18 protein-coding genes and 1 tRNA gene are annotated in these 20,240 nt (G+C 54.1%); 5 read left to right on the top strand and 14 right to left on the bottom strand.

Annotated features, from left to right (window positions below; genetic code table 11):
• The first annotated feature begins 172 nt into the window (after positions 1–172).
• On the top strand, positions 173–427 hold the full coding sequence (locus tag RIC29_18550) for a hypothetical protein (protein ID MEQ8736928.1): 255 nt from the start codon (positions 173–175) through the stop codon (positions 425–427).
• A 26-nt stretch (positions 428–453) separates the two neighbouring features.
• Here the strand turns inward: RIC29_18550 and RIC29_18545 are convergent, their stop codons facing one another.
• A complete protein-coding gene (locus tag RIC29_18545) occupies positions 454–1,077 on the bottom strand; it encodes a class I SAM-dependent methyltransferase (protein ID MEQ8736927.1) in 624 nt (207 codons plus the stop codon).
• Positions 1,078–1,306: 229 nt separating this feature from the next.
• Between RIC29_18545 and RIC29_18540 the strand changes: the two genes are divergently transcribed.
• The gene (locus RIC29_18540) at positions 1,307–2,230 is read left to right on the top strand and encodes a hypothetical protein (protein ID MEQ8736926.1); all 924 of its coding nucleotides are present in this window, start codon (positions 1,307–1,309) and stop codon (positions 2,228–2,230) included.
• A 162-nt stretch (positions 2,231–2,392) separates the two neighbouring features.
• Here RIC29_18540 and rpsD read toward each other — a convergent pair whose 3' ends face one another.
• Positions 2,393–3,007: a 30S ribosomal protein S4 gene (rpsD, locus tag RIC29_18535; GenBank protein ID MEQ8736925.1), complete on the bottom strand. Its 615-nt coding sequence runs from the start codon at positions 3,005–3,007 to the stop codon at positions 2,393–2,395.
• Between the two features lie 252 nt (positions 3,008–3,259).
• On the opposite strand from rpsD, the gene RIC29_18530 reads away from it, so the two are divergent.
• Entirely contained in the window at positions 3,260–3,721 is a 462-nt protein-coding gene (locus tag RIC29_18530; GenBank protein ID MEQ8736924.1) for a group 1 truncated hemoglobin, read from the top strand.
• Between the two features lie 78 nt (positions 3,722–3,799).
• Here the strand turns inward: RIC29_18530 and RIC29_18525 are convergent, their stop codons facing one another.
• The 4 genes from RIC29_18525 to RIC29_18510 form a co-directional block, all read right to left on the bottom strand.
• Complete coding sequence (locus RIC29_18525) at positions 3,800–4,633, bottom strand: RNA methyltransferase (GenBank protein ID MEQ8736923.1); 834 nt, start codon at positions 4,631–4,633, stop codon at positions 3,800–3,802.
• 21 nt (positions 4,634–4,654) lie between these two features.
• Positions 4,655–6,013: a glutamate--tRNA ligase gene (gene gltX / locus RIC29_18520; protein ID MEQ8736922.1), complete on the bottom strand. Its 1,359-nt coding sequence runs from the start codon at positions 6,011–6,013 to the stop codon at positions 4,655–4,657.
• Positions 6,010–7,689 (bottom strand): NAD+ synthase, encoded by a 1,680-nt coding sequence (locus tag RIC29_18515; GenBank protein ID MEQ8736921.1) that lies wholly within the window; start codon positions 7,687–7,689, stop codon positions 6,010–6,012. Before RIC29_18515 ends, gltX begins: the two co-directional genes overlap by 4 nt.
• 88 nt (positions 7,690–7,777) lie before the next feature.
• Complete coding sequence (locus RIC29_18510) at positions 7,778–9,157, bottom strand: 3-deoxy-7-phosphoheptulonate synthase class II (GenBank protein ID MEQ8736920.1); 1,380 nt, start codon at positions 9,155–9,157, stop codon at positions 7,778–7,780.
• 333 nt (positions 9,158–9,490) lie between these two features.
• Here RIC29_18510 and RIC29_18505 point away from each other — a divergent pair, with 333 nt between their 5' ends.
• On the top strand, positions 9,491–10,240 hold the full coding sequence (locus RIC29_18505) for an arylmalonate decarboxylase (protein ID MEQ8736919.1): 750 nt from the start codon (positions 9,491–9,493) through the stop codon (positions 10,238–10,240).
• 12 nt (positions 10,241–10,252) lie between these two features.
• Here the strand turns inward: RIC29_18505 and RIC29_18500 are convergent, their stop codons facing one another.
• The 6 genes from RIC29_18500 to glmU form a co-directional block, all read right to left on the bottom strand.
• The gene (locus RIC29_18500; protein MEQ8736918.1) at positions 10,253–11,164 is read right to left on the bottom strand and encodes a DUF1838 family protein; all 912 of its coding nucleotides are present in this window, start codon (positions 11,162–11,164) and stop codon (positions 10,253–10,255) included.
• Positions 11,165–11,246: 82 nt separating this feature from the next.
• Positions 11,247–12,614 (bottom strand): glutathione-disulfide reductase, encoded by a 1,368-nt coding sequence (gene gor / locus RIC29_18495; GenBank protein MEQ8736917.1) that lies wholly within the window; start codon positions 12,612–12,614, stop codon positions 11,247–11,249.
• Positions 12,615–12,654: 40 nt separating this feature from the next.
• Positions 12,655–13,686 (bottom strand): OmpA family protein, encoded by a 1,032-nt coding sequence (locus RIC29_18490; protein MEQ8736916.1) that lies wholly within the window; start codon positions 13,684–13,686, stop codon positions 12,655–12,657.
• Positions 13,687–13,778: 92 nt separating this feature from the next.
• The gene (locus tag RIC29_18485; GenBank protein MEQ8736915.1) at positions 13,779–14,540 is read right to left on the bottom strand and encodes a MotA/TolQ/ExbB proton channel family protein; all 762 of its coding nucleotides are present in this window, start codon (positions 14,538–14,540) and stop codon (positions 13,779–13,781) included.
• A 263-nt stretch (positions 14,541–14,803) separates the two neighbouring features.
• Positions 14,804–16,627: a glutamine--fructose-6-phosphate transaminase (isomerizing) gene (gene glmS / locus RIC29_18480; GenBank protein ID MEQ8736914.1), complete on the bottom strand. Its 1,824-nt coding sequence runs from the start codon at positions 16,625–16,627 to the stop codon at positions 14,804–14,806.
• A 3-nt stretch (positions 16,628–16,630) separates the two neighbouring features.
• Positions 16,631–18,010 carry a bifunctional UDP-N-acetylglucosamine diphosphorylase/glucosamine-1-phosphate N-acetyltransferase GlmU gene (gene glmU / locus RIC29_18475; protein ID MEQ8736913.1) on the bottom strand — a complete coding sequence of 460 codons (1,380 nt, stop codon included), beginning with the start codon at positions 18,008–18,010 and terminating at the stop codon, positions 16,631–16,633.
• A gap of 225 nt (positions 18,011–18,235) precedes the next feature.
• On the opposite strand from glmU, the gene RIC29_18470 reads away from it, so the two are divergent.
• A tRNA-Val gene (locus RIC29_18470) sits at positions 18,236–18,310 on the top strand.
• A 102-nt stretch (positions 18,311–18,412) separates the two neighbouring features.
• Here the strand turns inward: RIC29_18470 and RIC29_18465 are convergent.
• Positions 18,413–19,621 (bottom strand): PepSY-associated TM helix domain-containing protein, encoded by a 1,209-nt coding sequence (locus RIC29_18465; GenBank protein ID MEQ8736912.1) that lies wholly within the window; start codon positions 19,619–19,621, stop codon positions 18,413–18,415.
• Between the two features lie 189 nt (positions 19,622–19,810).
• Complete coding sequence (locus RIC29_18460) at positions 19,811–20,233, bottom strand: DUF1801 domain-containing protein (protein ID MEQ8736911.1); 423 nt, start codon at positions 20,231–20,233, stop codon at positions 19,811–19,813.
• Positions 20,234–20,240: the final 7 nt, after the last annotated feature.

Raw genomic sequence — 20,240 nt, 5'->3', positions numbered from 1 at the left:
AAAACGACGATGAAGAACGGCAGCGCTGCGAAACTCTCAGCACCGCTATTGATGCTTTAAACCGGAAGTTCGGCAAACGCGTGGTGACGCTTGGGCCATGGACCCCACCGCCCGGCGGCTATGCTGGCGGTAAAATTGCCTACAACCGGATTCCATCCGCGGAGGATTTCTGGTGAGCTGGCTTGAAGATACCGTGCTGCGGGATTTAGATGACTCAGTGATTATAGAATCAACCTGCATGAAATGCCTTCATACCTGGTTGCAAAGCCCCGTGCAGCTTCTGCTGAAAGTGGATCATCGCGATATTCGCCTTGATGAGGTGCAGACGCATCTGGGTTGCCCTCGACCGGGGTGCCGGCATACAGGCGTTAAACTCACCCTCATCCGGCGTGAAGACGTCAGCGGCTTTGTCGGCGGTATGCCTTAGCTCCCTCTCAAGAGGGATGAATGCTCCTACAGCTTCTCAGCAACGATGAAGCGGCTCATGGACGACCCTTCGAAGACTTTGGCTTCTGTGATTTGAAACTGTGCATCAGAGATCGCCTGCTCCAATGTATCGAAGGTCAGCATATTAATGGGAGGAATGACCCCAAGCGTACGGGCAAGGAAAATCGGCACCCCCCAAAGACGAGACTGCTGGGCGACACAGGCAGACTTTGAAATAAACCGGCCACCAGGGCGCAGCAAGATTCGGATGCGCTGTAGAGTTTCCGGAAGGTCTTCCACCAAGTGTAAAAGATTAAACGCCAGGACAGCATCGAAAGATTCTGGCAGCAAAGACTCCATAAAAACGTCACCCTGTAGAAAAGTGACATTAGCTTTACCCGCATCCCCGGCCTTGGACTTCGCGATGTTGATCATGTTGGCTGAAATATCACTGGCCGTGATGTGCTTTACGCTGCCGGCCAAAAGCAAAGCCGTGCCCCCTGTCCCACAACCGATTTCCAAAACAGAGCTCTCTTGAGTTAAGTACGTTCGGGTAAGATCAAGAGTTTGGTTGTAAGCGTCCATGTTTTTGATGGGCGACTTTGAATACTTGACCGCAGTCTTATCCCAGAATTTTTCTGCACTTGTCATTGCATTTAACTCTTTTCAGTATTCGTCCACGGTCTTCGGATATAGTCGCATTCGGTGTCGGTTACATGAAGGGCACTCGACCCCCTTGGCTATGATATGATCATTTTCACAACTTCTGAGATCATTGAAGTGGCATGAGGTTGATAAAATATGAATTACATCGTGACTATGGTTTGTTTCCAATCTAAGTACTTGGACAATCACACTCCTGACTTAACATGAGTAAGGCATGCCAAAAAAAATACTCAATGTGATCTATGATTTGAAGTTTGCCCCAATTACTCATGACTTCACAACATACTTAGCTTGGTGCGAGTCAACTAGGCAGATTTATGGTGCTGACGAAATGTTTATTACGATTAAGGCAAATGAGTATAGGAGTAAAACCGACAAGGACTTAGCGATTGGGCGACAAGAAAAAGACTGGCGAGTGAAAAATGTGATATTGGATTCGTGTTGGCTCCTTCCGACAATTACCGCGACAACCCTTTTGAATTCAGATGTCAAAGTAAATGCTGAAAATTATCACTTACCTCAGAGTTACGAGAATTTTGAGGCCGACAGACTGCGATACCCTATAAACATGAAAGATCTCGTCAGCTTATACGAGAAACATGGTAAATGCCCGAAAGTTTTAGAAGCTCCGAGTCATGCTCAACACTTAATTGAGCAAATGGCAGGGCACGATTTCATAACCTTAAATCTGCGATACAGCCATTACGCCCCAGACCGGAATATAAACCTCAAAGAATGGTATAAGTTTTATAATTACTTGATAGAGAAAGACCACGAAGTATTGGTCGTTCCTGATTTTGAAGACGCCTGCTCCAAGGCAGAATATAAAAAATACAATTGGAATGTCTTTTTGCCCGCATGTTTTGATCAGCGCCTCAGAATGGCACTCTATGGACAAGCTAAAATGAACTTTATTGCAAGCGGAGGCACAGGCACAATGGCTGTCTTTTCGAATAAGCCATACATAGTGACAGATGTTGCGGCACCAAAAACTTTTGGTGCTAATTTTGTATCGGAGAGACAACTTGGCATCCCAATAGGTGCGAGCCCGCCATGGGCCGGAGAGAAACAAAGCATGATTTGGGAAGAGTCGACATTTGCAACACTCGTGGATGCATATGATAAGTTTGTCGCCTAATACTAAGAAAAACCAGTATGTTAATCGTATAGAAATAACAAAAAGGCCCCGCACGCAGGGCCTTTTTAAAACTCTGACGGCGGTGACGGCCGCCAACAGAATTTGTTCTCAATAAACGCGAGTGAAATTCGACGTGATGCTTGCGCCGAGTCCGCGCGTGATTTAGCGCGAGTAAAATTCGACGACTAGATTTGGTTCCATTTGAACTGGGTATGGCACATCGGCCAATTGAGGAATGCGGGTCATCGCACCGCGGCCCTGGTTGTGATCGACCTCAATATAATCGGGCATATCACGCTCAGGGGAGTCCATGGCATCAAGGATCAGCCCCATGCTCTTGGCTTTGTCGCGCAGTTCAATCACATCCCCAACCTTCACCATGTAAGACGGGATGGTAACTTTAACGCCGTTCACTTTGATGTGACCGTGTGACACCACTTGCCGTGCAGAAAACACAGTGGGAACAAATTTCATACGATAGATCACGGCATCCAAACGGCATTCCAAAATGCCGATGAGGTTTTCGGATGTATCGCCTGCGCGGCGCACAGCTTCCTTATAGTAACGCAGGAATTGTTTCTCGGAGATATTGCCGTAGTAACCTTTGAGCTTCTGCTTGGCCATCAACTGGATGCCGAAGTCAGACGGTTTACGGCGGCGCTGGCCATGCTGGCCCGGGCCATAGTCTCTTTTATTGATGGGGCTTTTTGCGCGTCCCCAAAGATTAACCCCCAAACGGCGATCGATCTTGTACTTCGAAGAAATACGGTTTGTCATTATGTAACGCCTTGTTTTTTCACTGTTTTTGTCCCGGTAGTCTCTCCACCCGACCCATCAGGCCGCCAAAGAGCGGGGTTATGCACCACCCACATTCCCGAGAATGAGGGGCCGGATTTAAGGGAAAAGCGCCCGGAAGTCAATTGTTTGGAGCCAAAGCTAGGGATGGCCAGAGGCAGAGCCTAAGGACGGAATTTCCTCCGTTTTAAAGCAAGTGAGGCACTTATGTGACAGTTTTTTGACAAAAGTCATATTCTGCCACTCGAAGTAGGGTCATACCGGCAGGGCACGAAAAGCAAACAGAGCCCCAAAAAAAGTAGGAAAAACATAGATGGCAACGTTATTAGAACAAATTGGCGGCGAATCTGCCGTAAATGCAGCTGTAGATATTTTTTACAAAAAATCATGGCTGATGATGTGGTGAGTCCATTTTTCGCCAACACCGATATGGAAAGCCAAAATCGCAAACAGAAACTTTTCCTGACCACTGTGCTGAACGGCACCTCTAAGGGGACACTGTCTTACATGCGGCGCGCCCACAAGGATCTGGTGCATAGCCATGGTTTGTCCGATGTGCATTTTGATGCCGTCGCCCATCATCTCCAAAGCACGCTTGAAGAATTAAGAGTGCCCGATGATTTACTTGGCCAGGTTATGGGAGCCGTCGGGAGTATGCGTGACGCCGTTCTGGATCGCGGAACTGACGCAGAGTAACAGCGCTTAACACCAACGAGCACGCGCGCGAACAACAGAATTATCGTTAGATTACAGGCGTAAAGGGACAGCAGCGGTTTAAGGCTCAGACTCTGGACTCTGATCTTTCTTTTTCCAGTCGCTGCGTTTGTGCAGTTCATCCCGCCTGCCATAACGCAGTTCCGTGACGATGCCATGCAGGGTTTTGACCTCCTGCTCGCTCAATCCAGCGCGCTGAAATAGCGCCCGGATGTTGAGCACCATACTCGGGCGCTTCTCGATTACATGGAGGAAGCCGCAGGTGTCCAATTCATACTCAAGGTGCTCAAAGAGCAAGTTGAGTTCATCTTTGGTGGCCGGACGGGTGATGCCGTAGGGCAGCGTTTCTGCTTCGCTGTGCTGGGTGGCCTGGAACCATTCGTAGCCGACCACAAGAACAGCCTGGGCCAAATTCAGCGACGAATACGACGGATTGAGCGGCGCTTCGATGATCACATCGGCCAATCCAATATCATGGTTGGTCAGGCCTGATTTTTCCCGCCCGAACAGAATACCAATGTTGTTACCCCCTGCCGCACGCTTGGACAATTCGCCTGCTGCATGATTGGGCGTCCAGACGGTCTTGATCATGTCGCGCGGACGGGCCGTGGTGGCCGCGATGAACTCAAGGTCCGCAATGGCCTCTTCTGTGGTGTCGTAGCGCTTGGCATTTTCCAGCACAATGGCCGCACCCGACGAGGCCCCCTTGGCCTTTTCAGACAGCCAGTCCTGTTTGGGGGCCACCAGGCGCATGTCTGTCAGACCGCAGTTGTACATGGCCCGTGCCGACATCCCGATGTTCTCGGCCAATTGGGGCTGGACAAGAATGATGGCGGGATTACCTGGGGTTCCGGGCACGGCAAACGTGGGCTTACTGGTATCGGTTCCTGACATGGTGACTCCTGCCCCGGCGATTTAAGCCGTTTCGCCCTGACTGCGTTTTAACGCGCGCTCCCGGCCAATGAGCGGCAGCAGGAGTTTCAGTTCCGGGCCATGGTCAAGGCCGGTCAGCGCCAGACGCAACGGCAGGAACAACCCCTTGCCCTTACGGCCTGTAGCGTCTTTGACGGCCCCGGTCCACTGGCTCCAGGTGTCTTCGTTCCAAGGTTCTTCCGGCAACAACGCCGCCGCCTGCTCCATAAAGGTTGTGTCTTCAATGGACGGGGCGACAGGCGCAAAACAGACAGACCACCAGCCTGCCGCTTCATTAAACAGTTTCAGGTTGCCACGCACGGCCAGCCAGAAGGCTTCACCCTTTTCGGCCAGCACCGCAGCATCGTTGACCAGATCTGCCAACCTGTCTTTGGCTTGATCGTAGGGCATTTGATGCAAGACCTTGGCATTGAGAAATTCCAGATCGTGCGCATCGAACTTTGGCGTGGCGCGGCTGAAGCGCCCGATATCAAAGTCGGCGATCATGGCGGGCAGGTCGGCGTAGACTTCAACGGCATCGGCACTGCCAAGACGCGCCAGCAAACTGGACACGGCAATAGCTTCAAGGTGCTGATTACGTATATCTTCCAAGCCCAATGATCCCGCGCGCTTGGACAACCCCTCGCCGCTTGCGCCTGTCAACAACGGCACGTGGGCAAACACAACAGAGGCCCCCGGCGACACGGCATCCATCATCTCCAATTGGACTGCGCCGTTGGTGACGTGATCTTCCCCCCGAATGATGTGGGTTACGCCATGGTCCAGATCATCGACCACCGACGGCAGCAGATATAAGAACGTGCCATCTTCGCGAATGACAACCGGATCGCTGACATTGACCGTGTTGTAGGTGGTCTCGCCACGCACCAGATCGTTCCAGGTAACATCGGCCTGGTTCAACTTGAACCGCCAGTGGGGTTTGCGCCCTTCGGCTTCCAGCTTTGCAACGTCTTCGGCCGTGAGGGCCAAGGCGGCGCGATCATAAATCGGCGCTTTATGCTGGGCACGCAGGCGCTTGCGCTTAAATTCCAACTCGTCTGCATTTTCATAGCACGGATACAGACGGCCAATTTTTTTCAGGGTCTCCGCTGCGGCTTCATACCGGTCCATGCGGACAGACTGACGTTCTTCGCGATCCCAGGTCAGACCCAGCCAGGTCAGATCCGTGCGAATGCCCTCGACATATTCTTCCTTGCTGCGCGTAGCGTCCGTATCGTCAAAACGGAGGATGAATTCGCCGCCGGTTGAGCGGGCATAAAGCCAGTTGATCAACGCAAGACGCGCATTGCCAACGTGAAGGCGACCGGTGGGGCTAGGAGCAAAACGAACAACTGAACTCATGGTGTATTTCTTTTCGGTGCATCGCCGTCAAAGGCATTGGTGATGGGGTAGCGGTGATCCCGGCCAAAGGCAAGGTGACTGATTTTAACGCCCGGCGATGCCTGACGGCGCTTGTACTCGGCGATCCGGAGCAAGCGATGAACCCGGCGCACGGTGGCTTCATCAAAGCCTGCGGCAATGACCTCAGACACACTGCGCGCGTTTTCAATCAAGCCTTTGAGAATAGCATCAAGATCATCATAGGGCGGCAAAGAGTCTTCGTCTTTTTGATCGGGCCGCAACTCGGCTGTTGGCGGCTTGGTGATGATGCGTTCCGGCATTATGGCCCCGGCGGCGGCCAAAGCTCCACTGGGCACATTCTCATTACGCCACCGGCTGAGGGCAAAGACGGTGGTTTTATAGACGTCTTTGAGAACGTTATAACCGCCGCACATATCGCCATAGAGGGTGGCATAGCCGACACTGACCTCTGACTTATTGCCCGTCGACAGCACCATCTTGCCAAATTTATTGGACAGCGCCATCAGCGTTAGACCGCGAATACGCGACTGAATATTTTCTTCCGTGGTATCGACTGAGGTGCCGGTGAAACTTGCAGCGAGCATACCCCCAAACGCAGACATGGCTTCGCCGATCCCAATGGTATCCAGTTTCACGCTCAAATTCTTAGCCAGCTCTGCCGCATCATCCAGACTGTCCTGCGACGTATAAGGCGACGGCATCATCACGCAGTGTACTTTGTCTGGCCCCAGAGCGTCAGCAGCTACGACAGCGCTTAAGGCACTATCAATCCCACCGGACAGCCCAAGGACAACACCTGGGAACCTGTTTTTGGCAATGTAGTCGCGCAAACTCAGCACCATGGCTTGATAGATGTTCTCAAGCCGGTCGAGTGCGGGAGAAATATTGCCGGGCTTACAGTGCCAAGCGCCGTCCACGCGCGTCCATTCGGTTAAAGTGAGAGCAGTGGTCCACCAGGGACATTGAGTCGCCAAACTACGGTCGTCATTGAGAACAAAGGAACCACCATCGAAGGCAAGGTCATCCTGACCGCCGATCTGGTTCACGTAGACCAGGGGCAAGTCTGTTTCCGAGACACGGGCCACGGCATGACTGAGACGCACATCGTTCTTATCCAACTCGAAGGGTGACCCATTGATCACCACCAGCATTTCTGCACCGGTTTCAGCCAGCGTTTCAGTCACGTCCTCGAACCACATGTCTTCGCAGACCAGCACCCCCAAACGGACACCGCGCACGACCACCGGCCCGGACGGCGGGCCAGAGGCAAAAACCCGCTTTTCATCAAACACGCCATAGTTGGGCAAATGATGCTTCAGACGCACGCCTTTGATTTCGCCAGCGTCGAGAATCAAAGCCGCGTTGTAGCAAGCCCCATCAACACGCCATGGCGCCCCGATGATCAGCGCAGGACCACCATCAGATGTTTCTTGGGCAAGATCGTGGGCAGCGGATTCAATGGCATCAAGAAAAGAGCCCCGCAGCACCAAGTCTTCGGGCGGATAACCGCTGAGATTGAGTTCAGAGAACACAACAAGGTCTGCCCCCTGGGCGGCAGCCTCGGTGCGCGCCTGCCGGATCAAATCCGCATTGGCGGCAACCGCGCCAACCGTTGGGTTGGTCTGCGCCAATGCGATGATGAATCGATCAGACATCGTTACGCCCAGACATGAGTACGCGCTACCTCTGCGGCAGGATGGTCCAAGCCCGGATGCGGGCGCGGACCGTTGTGTTTAGCGGTGCCTAAGACGCCACGGCAGCAGCCGCCGAGGATTCCCGGTTCTGCTTCAGCATTTCGGCGACTAAGAAAGCCAACTCAAGCGCCTGACTGGCATTGAGACGCGGATCACAATGGGTGTGATAGCGATCGCCAAGGCTGGCATCGGTGATGGCTTGCGCCCCGCCAACGCATTCCGTGACGTCTTGGCCGGTCATCTCAAAGTGCACGCCGCCGGCAAAAGTACCTTGACTGCGATGCACCTCAAAGAAGCTGCGGACTTCACCCAGAATATTATCGAAACGGCGGGTCTTGTAACCGCTTGAGCTTTTCTCGGTGTTGGCATGCATCGGATCGCACGACCACACGACCGATTTGCCCTCCCGTTGAACCGCTTGAATGAGTTTAGGCAGATGAGTTTGCAGTTTATCAGCGCCCATGCGGGTGATGATGGTGATGCGACCGGCTTCGTTTTTCGGGTTCAACGTATCAATCAGACGCAACAAATCATCCGGATCGATGGTCGGACCAGCTTTGAATCCAATAGGATTATCCACGCCGCGCAGAAATTCCACATGGGCTTCATCCAACTGACGGGTGCGCTCGCCAATCCAGAGGAAATGGGCCGCACAAGCGTACCAACGCCCCGTGGTGGAATCCATGCGGGTCAACGCTTCTTCGTAATTGAGCAGCAAAGACTCATGAGACGTGTAGAAATCTGTCTCCCGCATGCTGGGAACAACATCAGAATTGATGCCGCAGGCATCCATGAACGCCAGCGCTTCTTGAATACGATCGGCCAAATCCTGATAGCGTTCACCTTGAGGACTGTCGGCCAGGAACCCAAGTGTCCACTGGTGAACCTTATGCAGGTCAGCATAACCACCCTGGGAGAACGCACGCAGCAAGTTCAGCGTCGCAGCGGACTGGTTGTAAGCCTGGACCAAACGCTCAGGATCGGGCGCGCGCGCTTCCGGCGTGAAGTCCATGCCGTTGACCATATCGCCCCGGTAGGATGGCAGTTCAACACCATCAATAGTTTCAGTGTTGGACGAGCGCGGCTTGGCAAACTGACCCGCCATACGACCGAGTTTGACGATGGGTACACCAGCACCAAAGGTCATCACCACGGCCATCTGCAACAATACGCGGAAAGTGTCGCGAATATTATCGGGATGGAACTCGGCAAAGCTCTCGGCGCAGTCGCCGCCTTGCAGCAGAAAACCACGACCGTTGGCAACAGTGGCCAGGGACTTTTTCAGCGAGCGGGCTTCGCCGGCAAACACCAGCGGCGGGAAGTTGCTCAGGCGGTGTTCAACGGCCTTCAATGCGGCCTGGTCGGCATATTCGGGAACTTGCACGATGGGCTTTGCGCGCCAGCTGTCCCGCGTCCACGCGGATGTCATGGGAACCTCAATGGTCTGTGGGCTTTAAGTGAGGGTGCGATATAGAGGCTTAAGCGGTGAATTTCCAGGGTTTATGGGGGAGTCGCGGATTTCCGGGGCCAGCGCGAGCGGCCTTGAGCCGGTAAATCAGTGCGTTGCATGGCGGATGAGGCGCGCACATTTGACAAAACAGGCTCGCAAACCACCCACTAAGCCACTGTAATAAAATACTTTTTTGAAAATTTTACGATCATAACTTAGAAAAAGCGATGATTTGACACGGCGCAAAGCCAATTGAGGCAGGCCGTGGCTTACTCACGGGCTAACACATGTTACGAGGGAGACAAAAAGACCATGGGCGACGTTTTAGCGTGGAGAAAAAAGTTCGGCGTTATTGGGCCATCGACCAATACGGTGGTGCAGCCGGATATGGAACAGATGCGCCCCCCCGGCGTAACCAATCACTACAGCCGGATTTTTACTCCCAACGCCAAAGCCCTGGACGATGAGTCGGCCTGGAACGCGACCCAAGTGATTGCTGATAATGTTGCTGATGCTGTGAAAAGCATCGTGACCTGCGAGCCGGATTATCTGGTGATGGGGATGTCTGCTATTACGTTCTTCGGTGGCAAGCAAGGCGCGTTAGATTTTGTTGAAAAGGTCGAGGAACAGTCTGGTGGCATTAAGTGCAGCATCGGCTCTTTGTCTTGTGCCGCTGCCTTGCGCGCCTACGGTGGTGTAAAACGTATTTCCTTCCTGTCGCCCTACTATCCGATCAATAACAAAGAAGTACGCCAGTACTTCACCGATGAAGGTTTTGAAGTGGTGCGCGACATTCCCCTGCGCGCCACCAGTTGGACGGGCATCGCCGAGATCACCGAAGACACGTTGCGCGAAACTCTCAAAGAGCTTGATGGCGACGATGTCGATGCGCTGATTCAAGTGGGCACCAATTGCAGCATGGTGCGCCTGGCTGCGGCAACAGAACTGGTGCTGAACAAACCGGTGATCGCCATTAACACCGCAACTTACTGGCACGCGCTTAGGGCCAGCGGGATTGAGGACAAGGTTTATGGCCTGGGACGGCTGCTGGAAAATTTCTAATCAATCTCGGTATTAGTCTGCGGTCTGCTGTGCTCTTTTTTTATCGATGTGCTTCTTAAACTCCTGATAGAAGCTGGTGCGCGCTTGCGGTTTGTCGGGAGATGGAGCTTCTAAGTATTCTGGGGCGTTCTTTTCCATCCAACCGAGCAGCGGTTGCGGCAACTCTGCCGCCCCGCCCGCGAGCTTTTTGCCCCGGGCCGGCAGAATGAGTTGGCCATCCCAGGTGCCCATTTCCATCCATGGCAACCACTGGCGCACACCTGTGTGGGTTTGCAACGCAGGAGCGGACGTTAACTCGGGATCTTCCAAGTCTTCGCGGCGGCAATGGAAATGATAGAGTCCTGCCCCTTGGTACACATCAGAGCTGGAATACGGTGCGTAGTCCTCGAGCGTCAGCACCGAAGGCGTGAGATACAGAAGATCGCGATAGAACGCGATGTCGCCGGTGTGTTCGAGGTAGGGCATGTGGAACGGACCGCTGGCACCCTCCACATCGTAATGAGAGTTCACTGCCGAATTGAGCAGATGAAACACTTCATTGGTGCGCTCCGTAAATGGGTTGTCCCACGTTGAGATTGGTTCTTCCGTTACCGGGTCACACCAGATCAAACATTCGCGTTGCAGATAGGTGTAGCCAGTATCGTCCTTGAGACAACGGGTGACATTGATGCCTTGGAACATCATCAGGCGTTTGCCTGGGCGGCCCGGCATCATGGCGTGCACGTAGCCCTTCTTCCACAACATGGCTTCATTACCAGCGATATCGCTGCGGGCTTTCAAATAGCCATCGAGGTTGCCTTGAGGGCTATCCAGATCAATCGGAACTGCGGCGCGTGCCGATTTTGACTGCGCCACTGCCGCGGCGGCGGTTACACCAAGTCCTGCGAGCGCTGCGCGCCGGCTCGTTAAAGGTGCCTGTTTCATTTGCCGTCTCCCCTCCTGTGATGACCCAGGAAAGAGTAGGGGGGGGCGAGGTGATCTGCATAGCCTGAGTTGGCGTGGGCGTTCAGACCTCGGTCGACTCGGGCACTGCATCGCGCATGGTGACAAACTCTTCTGCCGCCGTGGGATGAATGCCAATGGTGGCATCAAACTGGGCTTTGGTCGCTCCACATTTCAGGGCAACCGCCAAACCTTGAATGATTTCAGGGGCTTCGTCGCCGACCATATGACAGCCAAGCACTTTGTCGGTGTCTTTATCGACGACAAGTTTCATCATAATGCGCTCGTCCCGGCCAGACAGCGTGTGTTTCATGGCCCGGAAGCGCGAAATGAAGATCTTGACTTTATGCTTCTCGCGCGCCTGCTCTTCCGTGAGGCCGACCGTCGCGACCGTAGGCTGTGTGAACACAGCGGAGGCAATGTTGGTGTAATCCAAGGTCAACGGATTGTTATTGAAGAAGGTCTCGGCGAACACGCGGCCTTCGTTGATGGCCACGGGCGTGAGGTTGACGCGATCTGTAACATCGCCAACCGCAAAAATATTCTCGACACTGGAACGATTCCATTCATCGACGATAATAGCCCCATCGTTGGTCACCTTAACGCCCGCGTTCTCAAGACCCAAACCATCCGTGTTTGGCGAACGTCCAGTCGCATACATGACCTGATCGACGATCAGTTCTTCGCCGCGGTCCACCATCACGGACAGCCGACCATCGGCAAGCTTCTCGATGGAGCGCAGGACGCAGTCGCGGTGAATAGAGATGCCCTTTTTCTCGAGCTCTTCCGACACCGTGTTACTAACATCATTGTCAAAGCCACGGAGGATTGCGCCAGAGCGAATGGCCACATCTACCTTTGAGCCAAACGCATTGAAGATTCCCGCAAATTCGAGCGCAATGTAGCCACCGCCAACAATTAGAATTTTCTCTGGCAGCTCTTTAAGATCAAGCGCTTCATTAGAGGTGATCGCATGCTCTTTGCCTGTGATATCGGGAATGAACGGCCAGCCGCCAACGGCGACAAGAATTTTTTCGGTTGTGTAGGTCTTACCATCAACTTCCACAGTGTGGGCATCGGCCAGTACGCCCCGCCCTTCGATCAAATTGACGCCTGAGTCCTGGAACATGCGATGGTAAACACGCTCTAACCTATCGAGCTCTTTGTCTTTCGCAGCGATCAAAGCCGACCAGTCATGGCTGGTTTCACCTACGGTCCAGCCAAAGCCCGCCGCATCTTCGAAGTGTTCAGCGTAGTGAGCCCCGTAAACCAAAAGCTTTTTGGGCACACAGCCACGCATCACGCAGGTGCCGCCAACGCGGCTTTCTTCAATGGTCGCGACACGGCCACCATAACCAGCGGACAAACGGCTGGCGCGAACACCACCGGAGCCTGCCCCAATGGTGATCAGATCAAAATCATACTTAGACATGTGAAACGAACTTTCTATCAGGCGATGGGATGCCGTTTTTTTAGCGACGGAAAGCCCTTAGCAGACCTGGCGGATAAACCGCAACAGGTGGTGGTGGTGGTGTCCCCCCGACACGCTGGCCTTCTTCTGGTGCACTACCGTCTCCGTCTTTGCGCAGAATGATCTCAACCCGGCGGTTGCGATCACGGCCCTGGATGGAAAAATTGCTGTCGACCGGGCGTGTATCGCCAAAGCCCTGAACCTCTAACCGGCGGCCTGAGATATTGTTGACGTTCTGGAAATGCCGCACAACCGCCGCAGCGCGCGCTGCTGATAGCGCCCAGTTATCCTGGAACCGTCCCGCTGTTGTGTTCAGAGGTGTGTTATCGGTGTGACCAGCGACGATGATTTGGCCATCCACTTTCTTGATCACATCAGCCAGACGATTTAGCGACGCAAAAAAACTATCGGTGATTTGATCACTGCCCGTGCGGAACCCGACTTCATCAGGAAATGTGATAACGATTTCAGAATAGTTTTTGTCAACATCGACCAAACGGCCTTCCATTTCGCGTTGCAGCGCCATTTGGATTTGACCGAGGGTTTGATCCATATCCGCAGAAGCTTGCTCTTGTGCACGCACGGCCTCCCGCAACGCCGCCAGCGCCATAGACGCTAAGGCCTGCTCCTCTGCGTCAGACAATTGTTCCTGAGCGCCAATATCTTCTTCAAACCCGCTTTTAGAATCAAAATCTTCCTCGAGTTGCTCTTCACTGCTCTCTGCTTCTTCGCCCTGATCAGACCCCTGACTCGCCCCTGTGGTGCTGGAGTTTGGTGAAGACAACGTGGGAATGGGAACGGGCTGGATATTGGACGCATGCTCAAGGACCGGACTGCCGATCAACTCGATCACGCTGGAAAGAAGACGTTCTTTTTGGATACCGAAGGCATCCTTCATGGAGCCTGAAACTTCGTGAAACTTTTTTACGTCCATAATGGAGAACGACAACAAAAGGATAAAGAAGCAGACCAAGATGGACATCAGGTCAGCGAACGTTACAACCCACATCGGAACGGGCGCTGGTTTAGCCATCTTATCCTTCCTTCTATCGTCTTTGTCGCTCGAGCCAAATCGAACGACTTAAGTGTCTTCGGTACGAACTCTATCTCTCGTCGGCACGAACTCTATCTCTCGTCGGCACGACGTTGATCTTCCGGCAAGAAAGCTGACAACAACTGATACATAGAGTCAGGGTTCTGTTTCTCTGCAATCTGGTTCACGGCTTCGACCACTAAAGAACGGTTGGTATATTCAATCTTGGCCTTGTTCGCCAGTTTATCGGCAATCGGCAAGGCAATCAGGTTGGCAATTAAAGCGCCATACAGCGTGGTCAACAGGGCAACAGCCATGGACGGGCCAATGGTTTCTGGGTTGTCCATGGTGCTCAGCATTTGCACCAGGCCGACCAAGGTGCCGATCATGCCAAACGCTGGCGCGGCATCACCCATGAAGCGGTAGATTTTTTCGCCTTCTTCAAGACGCTCAATTAAAAGGTCACGGTCTCGGCTGAGGGCGTGCGTGATGAATTCCGGTTGCAGGCCGTCGCAGTACATCAGCGCACCCTTGCGCAGAAATTCGTTATCAATGGGTGCATTTTCAAGTGCCAGTTGACCCTTGGTACGTGACAACTCAGCTAGCTCAACCGCTTCATCAATAAGGCCAACAGCACTTTGGGTATGCTGCTGAAAGGCGTTAGACGTGCCAAGCTTGAGCGCATTCATGACGTCAGCCAACGGAAAGCGAATCAAAACCCCAGCGATCGTGCCGCCAAAGACAATCAAAACACTGGGGATGTTGAGAAACATGCCGGCGCTGCCGCCAAAAATAATGGCCAGACCAACAACGGATGTTCCCGCGACGATGCCTAATATTGTGGCTAAATCCATACTCTCAGCACCCTGACAACCGGTGACTTTTCAACGCGCCAACACCTGCTTGGCGCTGTAAAGCCCGTCGCGGCCATTCTCCCCGTTTTCCCACGTCTTAAGGACCTTTGCGCCGCAGCATAAGCTAAGCGCACATCAGTTCCCTTTCAATACCGGCTTACCATACCTGTGGATAGTTAACGAATCCTTTGGATTCAAGGCGTTTTGCTTCGTTGTGGAGGCTCCTAAAACATACCGAGCGACTCAAAACAGCCATCAAACAGTCATTCTACCGTGACGCTTTTAGCCAGATTTCTGGGTTGGTCCACATCGGTGCCTTTGAGCACAGCCGTATGATAGGCCAGCAGCTGGACAGGAACCGTATATAGAAGCGGCGCAACAAAACTGAGGCTGTCCGGCACCTCAATGATATGGGCTGCCAAATCGCCAATGCGCGCCCGGCCCTTGGCGTCGGTGACGGCGATCACTTTGCCGCCGCGGGTCACCACTTGCTCGATATTGGTCAGAGTTTTATCGAAAACATGATCCGTTGGGGCGATGACCACCACCGGCATATGTTCATCAATGAGAGCGATGGGGCCATGCTTCATTTCGCCGGAGGCATAGCCTTCTGCATGAATGTAGGAAATTTCTTTCAGCTTCAGCGCGCCCTCAAGGGCAATGGGGAAGTTCGAGCCGCGCCCCAAATACAGCACGTCCCGCGCTTCCACGAGCACATGGGCAATCTCCTGGATCGCCGCTTCGGTGTTGAGAATCTCCGCGATCTTGGCCGGCACTTCGGCCAAGGCCCCCATAAGGGTCTGTTCCTGGGCTTCGTCGATACAGCCACGACGGCGCGCAAAAGCAACAGACAGGCTGGCCAACACAGCCAACTGGGTGGTGAAGGCTTTGGTGGAGGCGACACCGATTTCAGGCCCAGCGAGAGTTTGCAGAATGACATCGGACTCGCGGGCGATTTCGCTCTCCGCCACATTCACGACCGACAGAATGTGCTGATTGTGAGCCTTGCAATAGCGCAGCGGAAAGAGCGTATCGACGGTTTCGCCAGACTGCGAGATGAACAGCCCAACCCCGCCATCGGGAAGCGGCGGTTCGCGATAACGGAACTCGGAGCCGATATCGACCTCAACCGGCAATTTCGCAACTTGTTCGAGCCAATACTTGGCCACCAGTCCGGCGAAGTACGCGGTACCGCAAGCCACGATGGTGATCTTGGGAACGGTTGCTGGATCAAACGGAAGATCCGGAAGGGTCGAGGTGCGGGTCGCCGGATTGATAAAGGCCGTCAGTGTATCCCCGATCACCTGCGGCTGTTCATGAATTTCCTTGATCATGAAATGGCGATACTCGCCTTTGCCGATCAACGCGCCGGACATGGCCGTTTGCCGAATTTCACGCGTGACGGGTGTGCCGTCCAGATGGCGCACGGTCATGCCATCCCGGGTAATGACAACCCAGTCTTCATCTTCCAGGTAGGCGATTTTTTGCGTCATCGGGGCCAGCGCCAAGGCATCTGAGCCGATGAACATTTCACCATCGCCAAACCCAACGGCCAGGGGACTGCCGCGGCGCGCCGCAATAAGCATATCATCGCGGTCAGCAAACAGAATCGCCAGCGCAAACGCGCCCTCTAACCGACCACAGGCCAGACGCGCGGACTCTTCTGCGTCGTGGCCCTCGTCCAAATAATGCGTGATAAGATGAACAACGACTTCGGTGTCGGTATCACTTTCAAACACTGCGCCGCCAGCTTTGAGCTCTGTGCGCAACGTGTCGAAGTTCTCGATGATTCCATTATGGACGACAGCCACACGGCCATTGCTGTGGGGATGCGCGTTCTCTTCGTTGGCGATGCCATGCGTGGCCCAGCGGGTATGCCCGATGCCCAGCGTGCCAGGCAAGGGCGCTGTTTTGAGGCGCTGTTCCAGATTGACGATCTTGCCTTCCGCCCGGCTGCGGTGAATCTGCCCGTCCTCGATGGTGGCTACACCCGCAGAGTCATACCCGCGATACTCCAGGCGCTTAAGGCTCTCAAGCAGATAGGGCGACACCTGATTGACGCCGATGATGCCAACAACACCGCACATGCTTTAGCTGCCCTCGCCTTTGGAATTTTTAGCATCTTCTTTTTGAGCTGCGTCTTTGATCGCTTTTTTCTGGGCCCGGTAGCGGTCTGCCGCACCCTCGCGGGTCCGCTGTTGAGATTGGGACACAGTAATTGAATCCGCAGGCACATCTTTGCGAACCACCGTACCCGCCCCCGTGATCGCGCCGTCGCCAATTTTGACAGGGGCGACCAGAACTGTATTGGAGCCAATTGATGCGCCGTCGCCAATATCGGTATGGGATTTATTGAAGCCATCGTAATTGGCGGTGATGGTACCAGCGCCAATGTTCGCGCCTTTGCCCACACGGGCGTCGCCAATGTAAGTGAGGTGATTGACCTTAGCGCCTTCTTCAATGCGTGCGTTTTTCACTTCGACAAAATTTCCGATGTGGGCGTTGGTGTCCAACTGTGCGCCGGGGCGTAGCCGCGCATAAGGACCAACGGTCGCACCGTCACCAATCTCGGCCTGCTCGAAATGACAGAACCCCTTGATGGTGACGTTGCTGCCGACGGACACGCCGGGTCCAAACACAGTAAAGGGCGCGACCACCACATCAGTGCCGAAGGTGGTGTCATGACTGAGAAAAACGCTGGAGGGGTCTTGCATCGTGACACCCGCCACCAGGGCCGCTGCGCGATAGCGGTCTTGCAGAATGCCCTCGGCCACCGCCAGGTCCGCGCGGGTGTTGATGCCGACCAACTCGCTTTCATCGCCCTCGACACACACACAAGCTTCACCATCGGCCCGTGCCAAACCAACCACATCGGTCAGATAATACTCGCCTTTGGCATTGTCGTTTTTCAGCGCCTGCACCCACGGGGTGAGCTTTGCACCCGATGCCGCCAGCACCCCAGAGTTACACAGGCCGACCTGTAACTCGTCGGGCGTTGCATCTGCCGCCTCCACAATCCGGTCCAGTTGATCGCCCGCAGTGATCAGCCGCCCATAGGCGCCGGGCACAGGGGGGCGAAATCCGAGGACAGACACAGCAGCCCCGGTTTTTAGCTGGCTTAAAAGGTTTGTCATTGTATGGGGGGTGAGCAGCGGCGTATCGCCAAACACCACCAGCACGTTATCGGTGCCGACATCAATCGCGTCCAAAGCCACCCGCACCGCATGGCCGGTGCCCAGACGGTCGGTCTGAACCACGGTGGTATGGGGCGCAAAACGGCTCGATTGCCCAGCCATTTCCGGACCAAGCACGATCACGATACGGGCCACGCCAGCGGCTGCGATGCCCGCGATGACATGATCGACCAACGGCAAACCCGCCAGACCGTGCATCACCTTAGGCAGAGCCGATTTCATGCGCGTGCCCATCCCGGCGGCCAACACGATGGCAGTGGTTTGGGGATTGGACATGCAGGGTTCCTGGAGTGAGAGTGGACCGTAGAGCGCGCCGCAACAGCGTGCGATTGTGCGTGCGTCACAATGCCATGGCAGATGCGTGCAATAAAGGTAAAGAATGGGGTCTTTCTGGGGCAATCCACGTTGAGCCCCTGTCTCGCCCCGCTTGACGGGTGAGAATGCGGCTCGTATACAGCCCGACTTCCCAGGGATATCGAGAGTCAAAAGGCTATCGGTTAGGGGCGATTAGCTCAGCGGGAGAGCGCTCGCTTCACACGCGAGAGGTCACTGGTTCAATCCCAGTATCGCCCACCATTCCCTCTATTAAGCAACAAACTTCACATCCGCATACATCATTTGACCGCATGGATTTTCTTCATGCGGGTGATGGACTCGTGGATGCGTTTGTCCGCGCCTCTATACCTTGCTCTCGACCTTACCCTCGACTTTGGACTCGCGCGATAGAGCCGACTTGCGCGACCGTACACGCGACAGCCGCTTTCGCCACCAAATATAGACACCGGTTGGGAACAGAGACGCTAAAACTAACCCCGCGGTGATGTTTAATAGTTTTCCAGGAAGGCCGAGCATCCCGCCATTATGGAACCACAGCAGCCAAACGCCGAACAAGGAATCGGTCCACGGTTGTGCTTCCGGGTCAAACCGTCCGACGATTTCGGCTGTTCCGGCATGCACACTGAGCTGTCGGGTATAAATCGAAATTGGCTTATCATCCGGATACAATCTGAAGACCAAACGGTCTTGGGGTGTCTTTGCCATGCGGATGAGGACAACGTCTGAGTTAGGGTACTCGGCAAGCGCAACGTCCCGGGTTTCATTCAGGGAAACAAACGTAGACGCCGCAGGCATACTTGCTCTCTGGTGGCGTTCCGTTCCTAAAAGAAAATTTGAAAAGTTTCTTAACGGGATTTCATAACTCATCATCGCTGCGGTTAAGGAGAGCCAGCCAATCACCACTAACGCATAGGCACCGAATACGGTATGCGCATCACGCACCAAACGCGGGCCAGACGACGACATCCGCATTGTCAGCGCCCGCTTAATCCGCCCGCGCGCGGCGCGCCACCACAACACAGCGCCCGCAACACACGTCAAAAACAGAATGATGGCCAGCGCGCCAAGAAATTTTCGCCCCTCGCCCGGGAAGAGCAGTTCGCGATGAAAGTTTCGTAAAACCTTGATCCAGGTCCAATACGGACGTGTTCCGATAATGGTTGCGTTGCCAGGGTCTAAGAAAACTTCAAGAGACGATGCACGCTCATAATTCCCGATCAAGGTCAGATCTAAGCCCTCTGCATTTACTGGCAACGGCTCCGACAGGATGAACGGATAGGACTCATCGGGACTTAGAAAATAACGATCAAGAGAGAGGATGAAACGGTCCGGGAAAGCCGCAGTGATGGTGCGGACCATGGCGTCTAGATCTGGGTGGCGCGGGCTATCGTCTGCCGCAAAAAAAGCCGGGTTTAGGAACGCGTCGATCTCTCGATAATACGCCATTATGGCCCCGGTTATGCCTACGGCACACATCCAGATCCCTAAGAATAGGCCAACGTAGCGGTGCAGAGTTGTCCAGACCCCTTCTGATGACGTGAACGTAAGCATAAAGCTCCCTGACTAAGGCATACTTCTATTTAGTGCTGGGTTTTACTTCGTGGCTGGCCAGCACGCTCCCGCGGCGCACCCAAGATGAACTGTTGGATTGAGTGTGCCCATGGAAGGAAGCGCGACGCGAGTCTTTTTAGACTACGCCAGCTTAGACTACGCCAGTTCATAAGCGTGCGGTGAGAGCTGTTATGTGACCGTATAGATTTTCTTCATACGCGTGATAGACTGGCGGATGAGTTTTTCTAACACCTTGAGATCTATGTCTTCGAGCTTGTTGATGTACAAGCAAGACTTGCCTGTTTTGTATTTGCCGAGCTTGGCCATGAGATCTTCATAGCTGGAAAAGCCGGGCATGATGTAGACGGTCAGCGCCTGCTTGCGTGGTGAAAAACCGGTGACGAACCAGTCCCCTTCGCGACCACTGCCGTATTTATAATGATACGCGCCGTAGCCAACGATGCTGTCGCCCCACATCTTGGGTTTCCAGCCGGTGATGGCGTCCATCATCTTCTTGATGACCTGAGTATCTTCGCGGCGTTTCGGGTTTTCCACCGCCTTGATAAAGGCCGCGACGCTTTTGCTGTTTTGCTTGGTTTTCAATTCAGCCATCCGACTT

This window comes from Rhodospirillaceae bacterium (assembly GCA_040219235.1).
Classification (GTDB): Bacteria; Pseudomonadota; Alphaproteobacteria; order Rhodospirillales; family Rhodospirillaceae; genus WLXB01.
The sequence above is the reverse complement of the archived record's forward strand: the minus strand, read 5'-3'. Positions and strand labels throughout refer to the sequence as shown.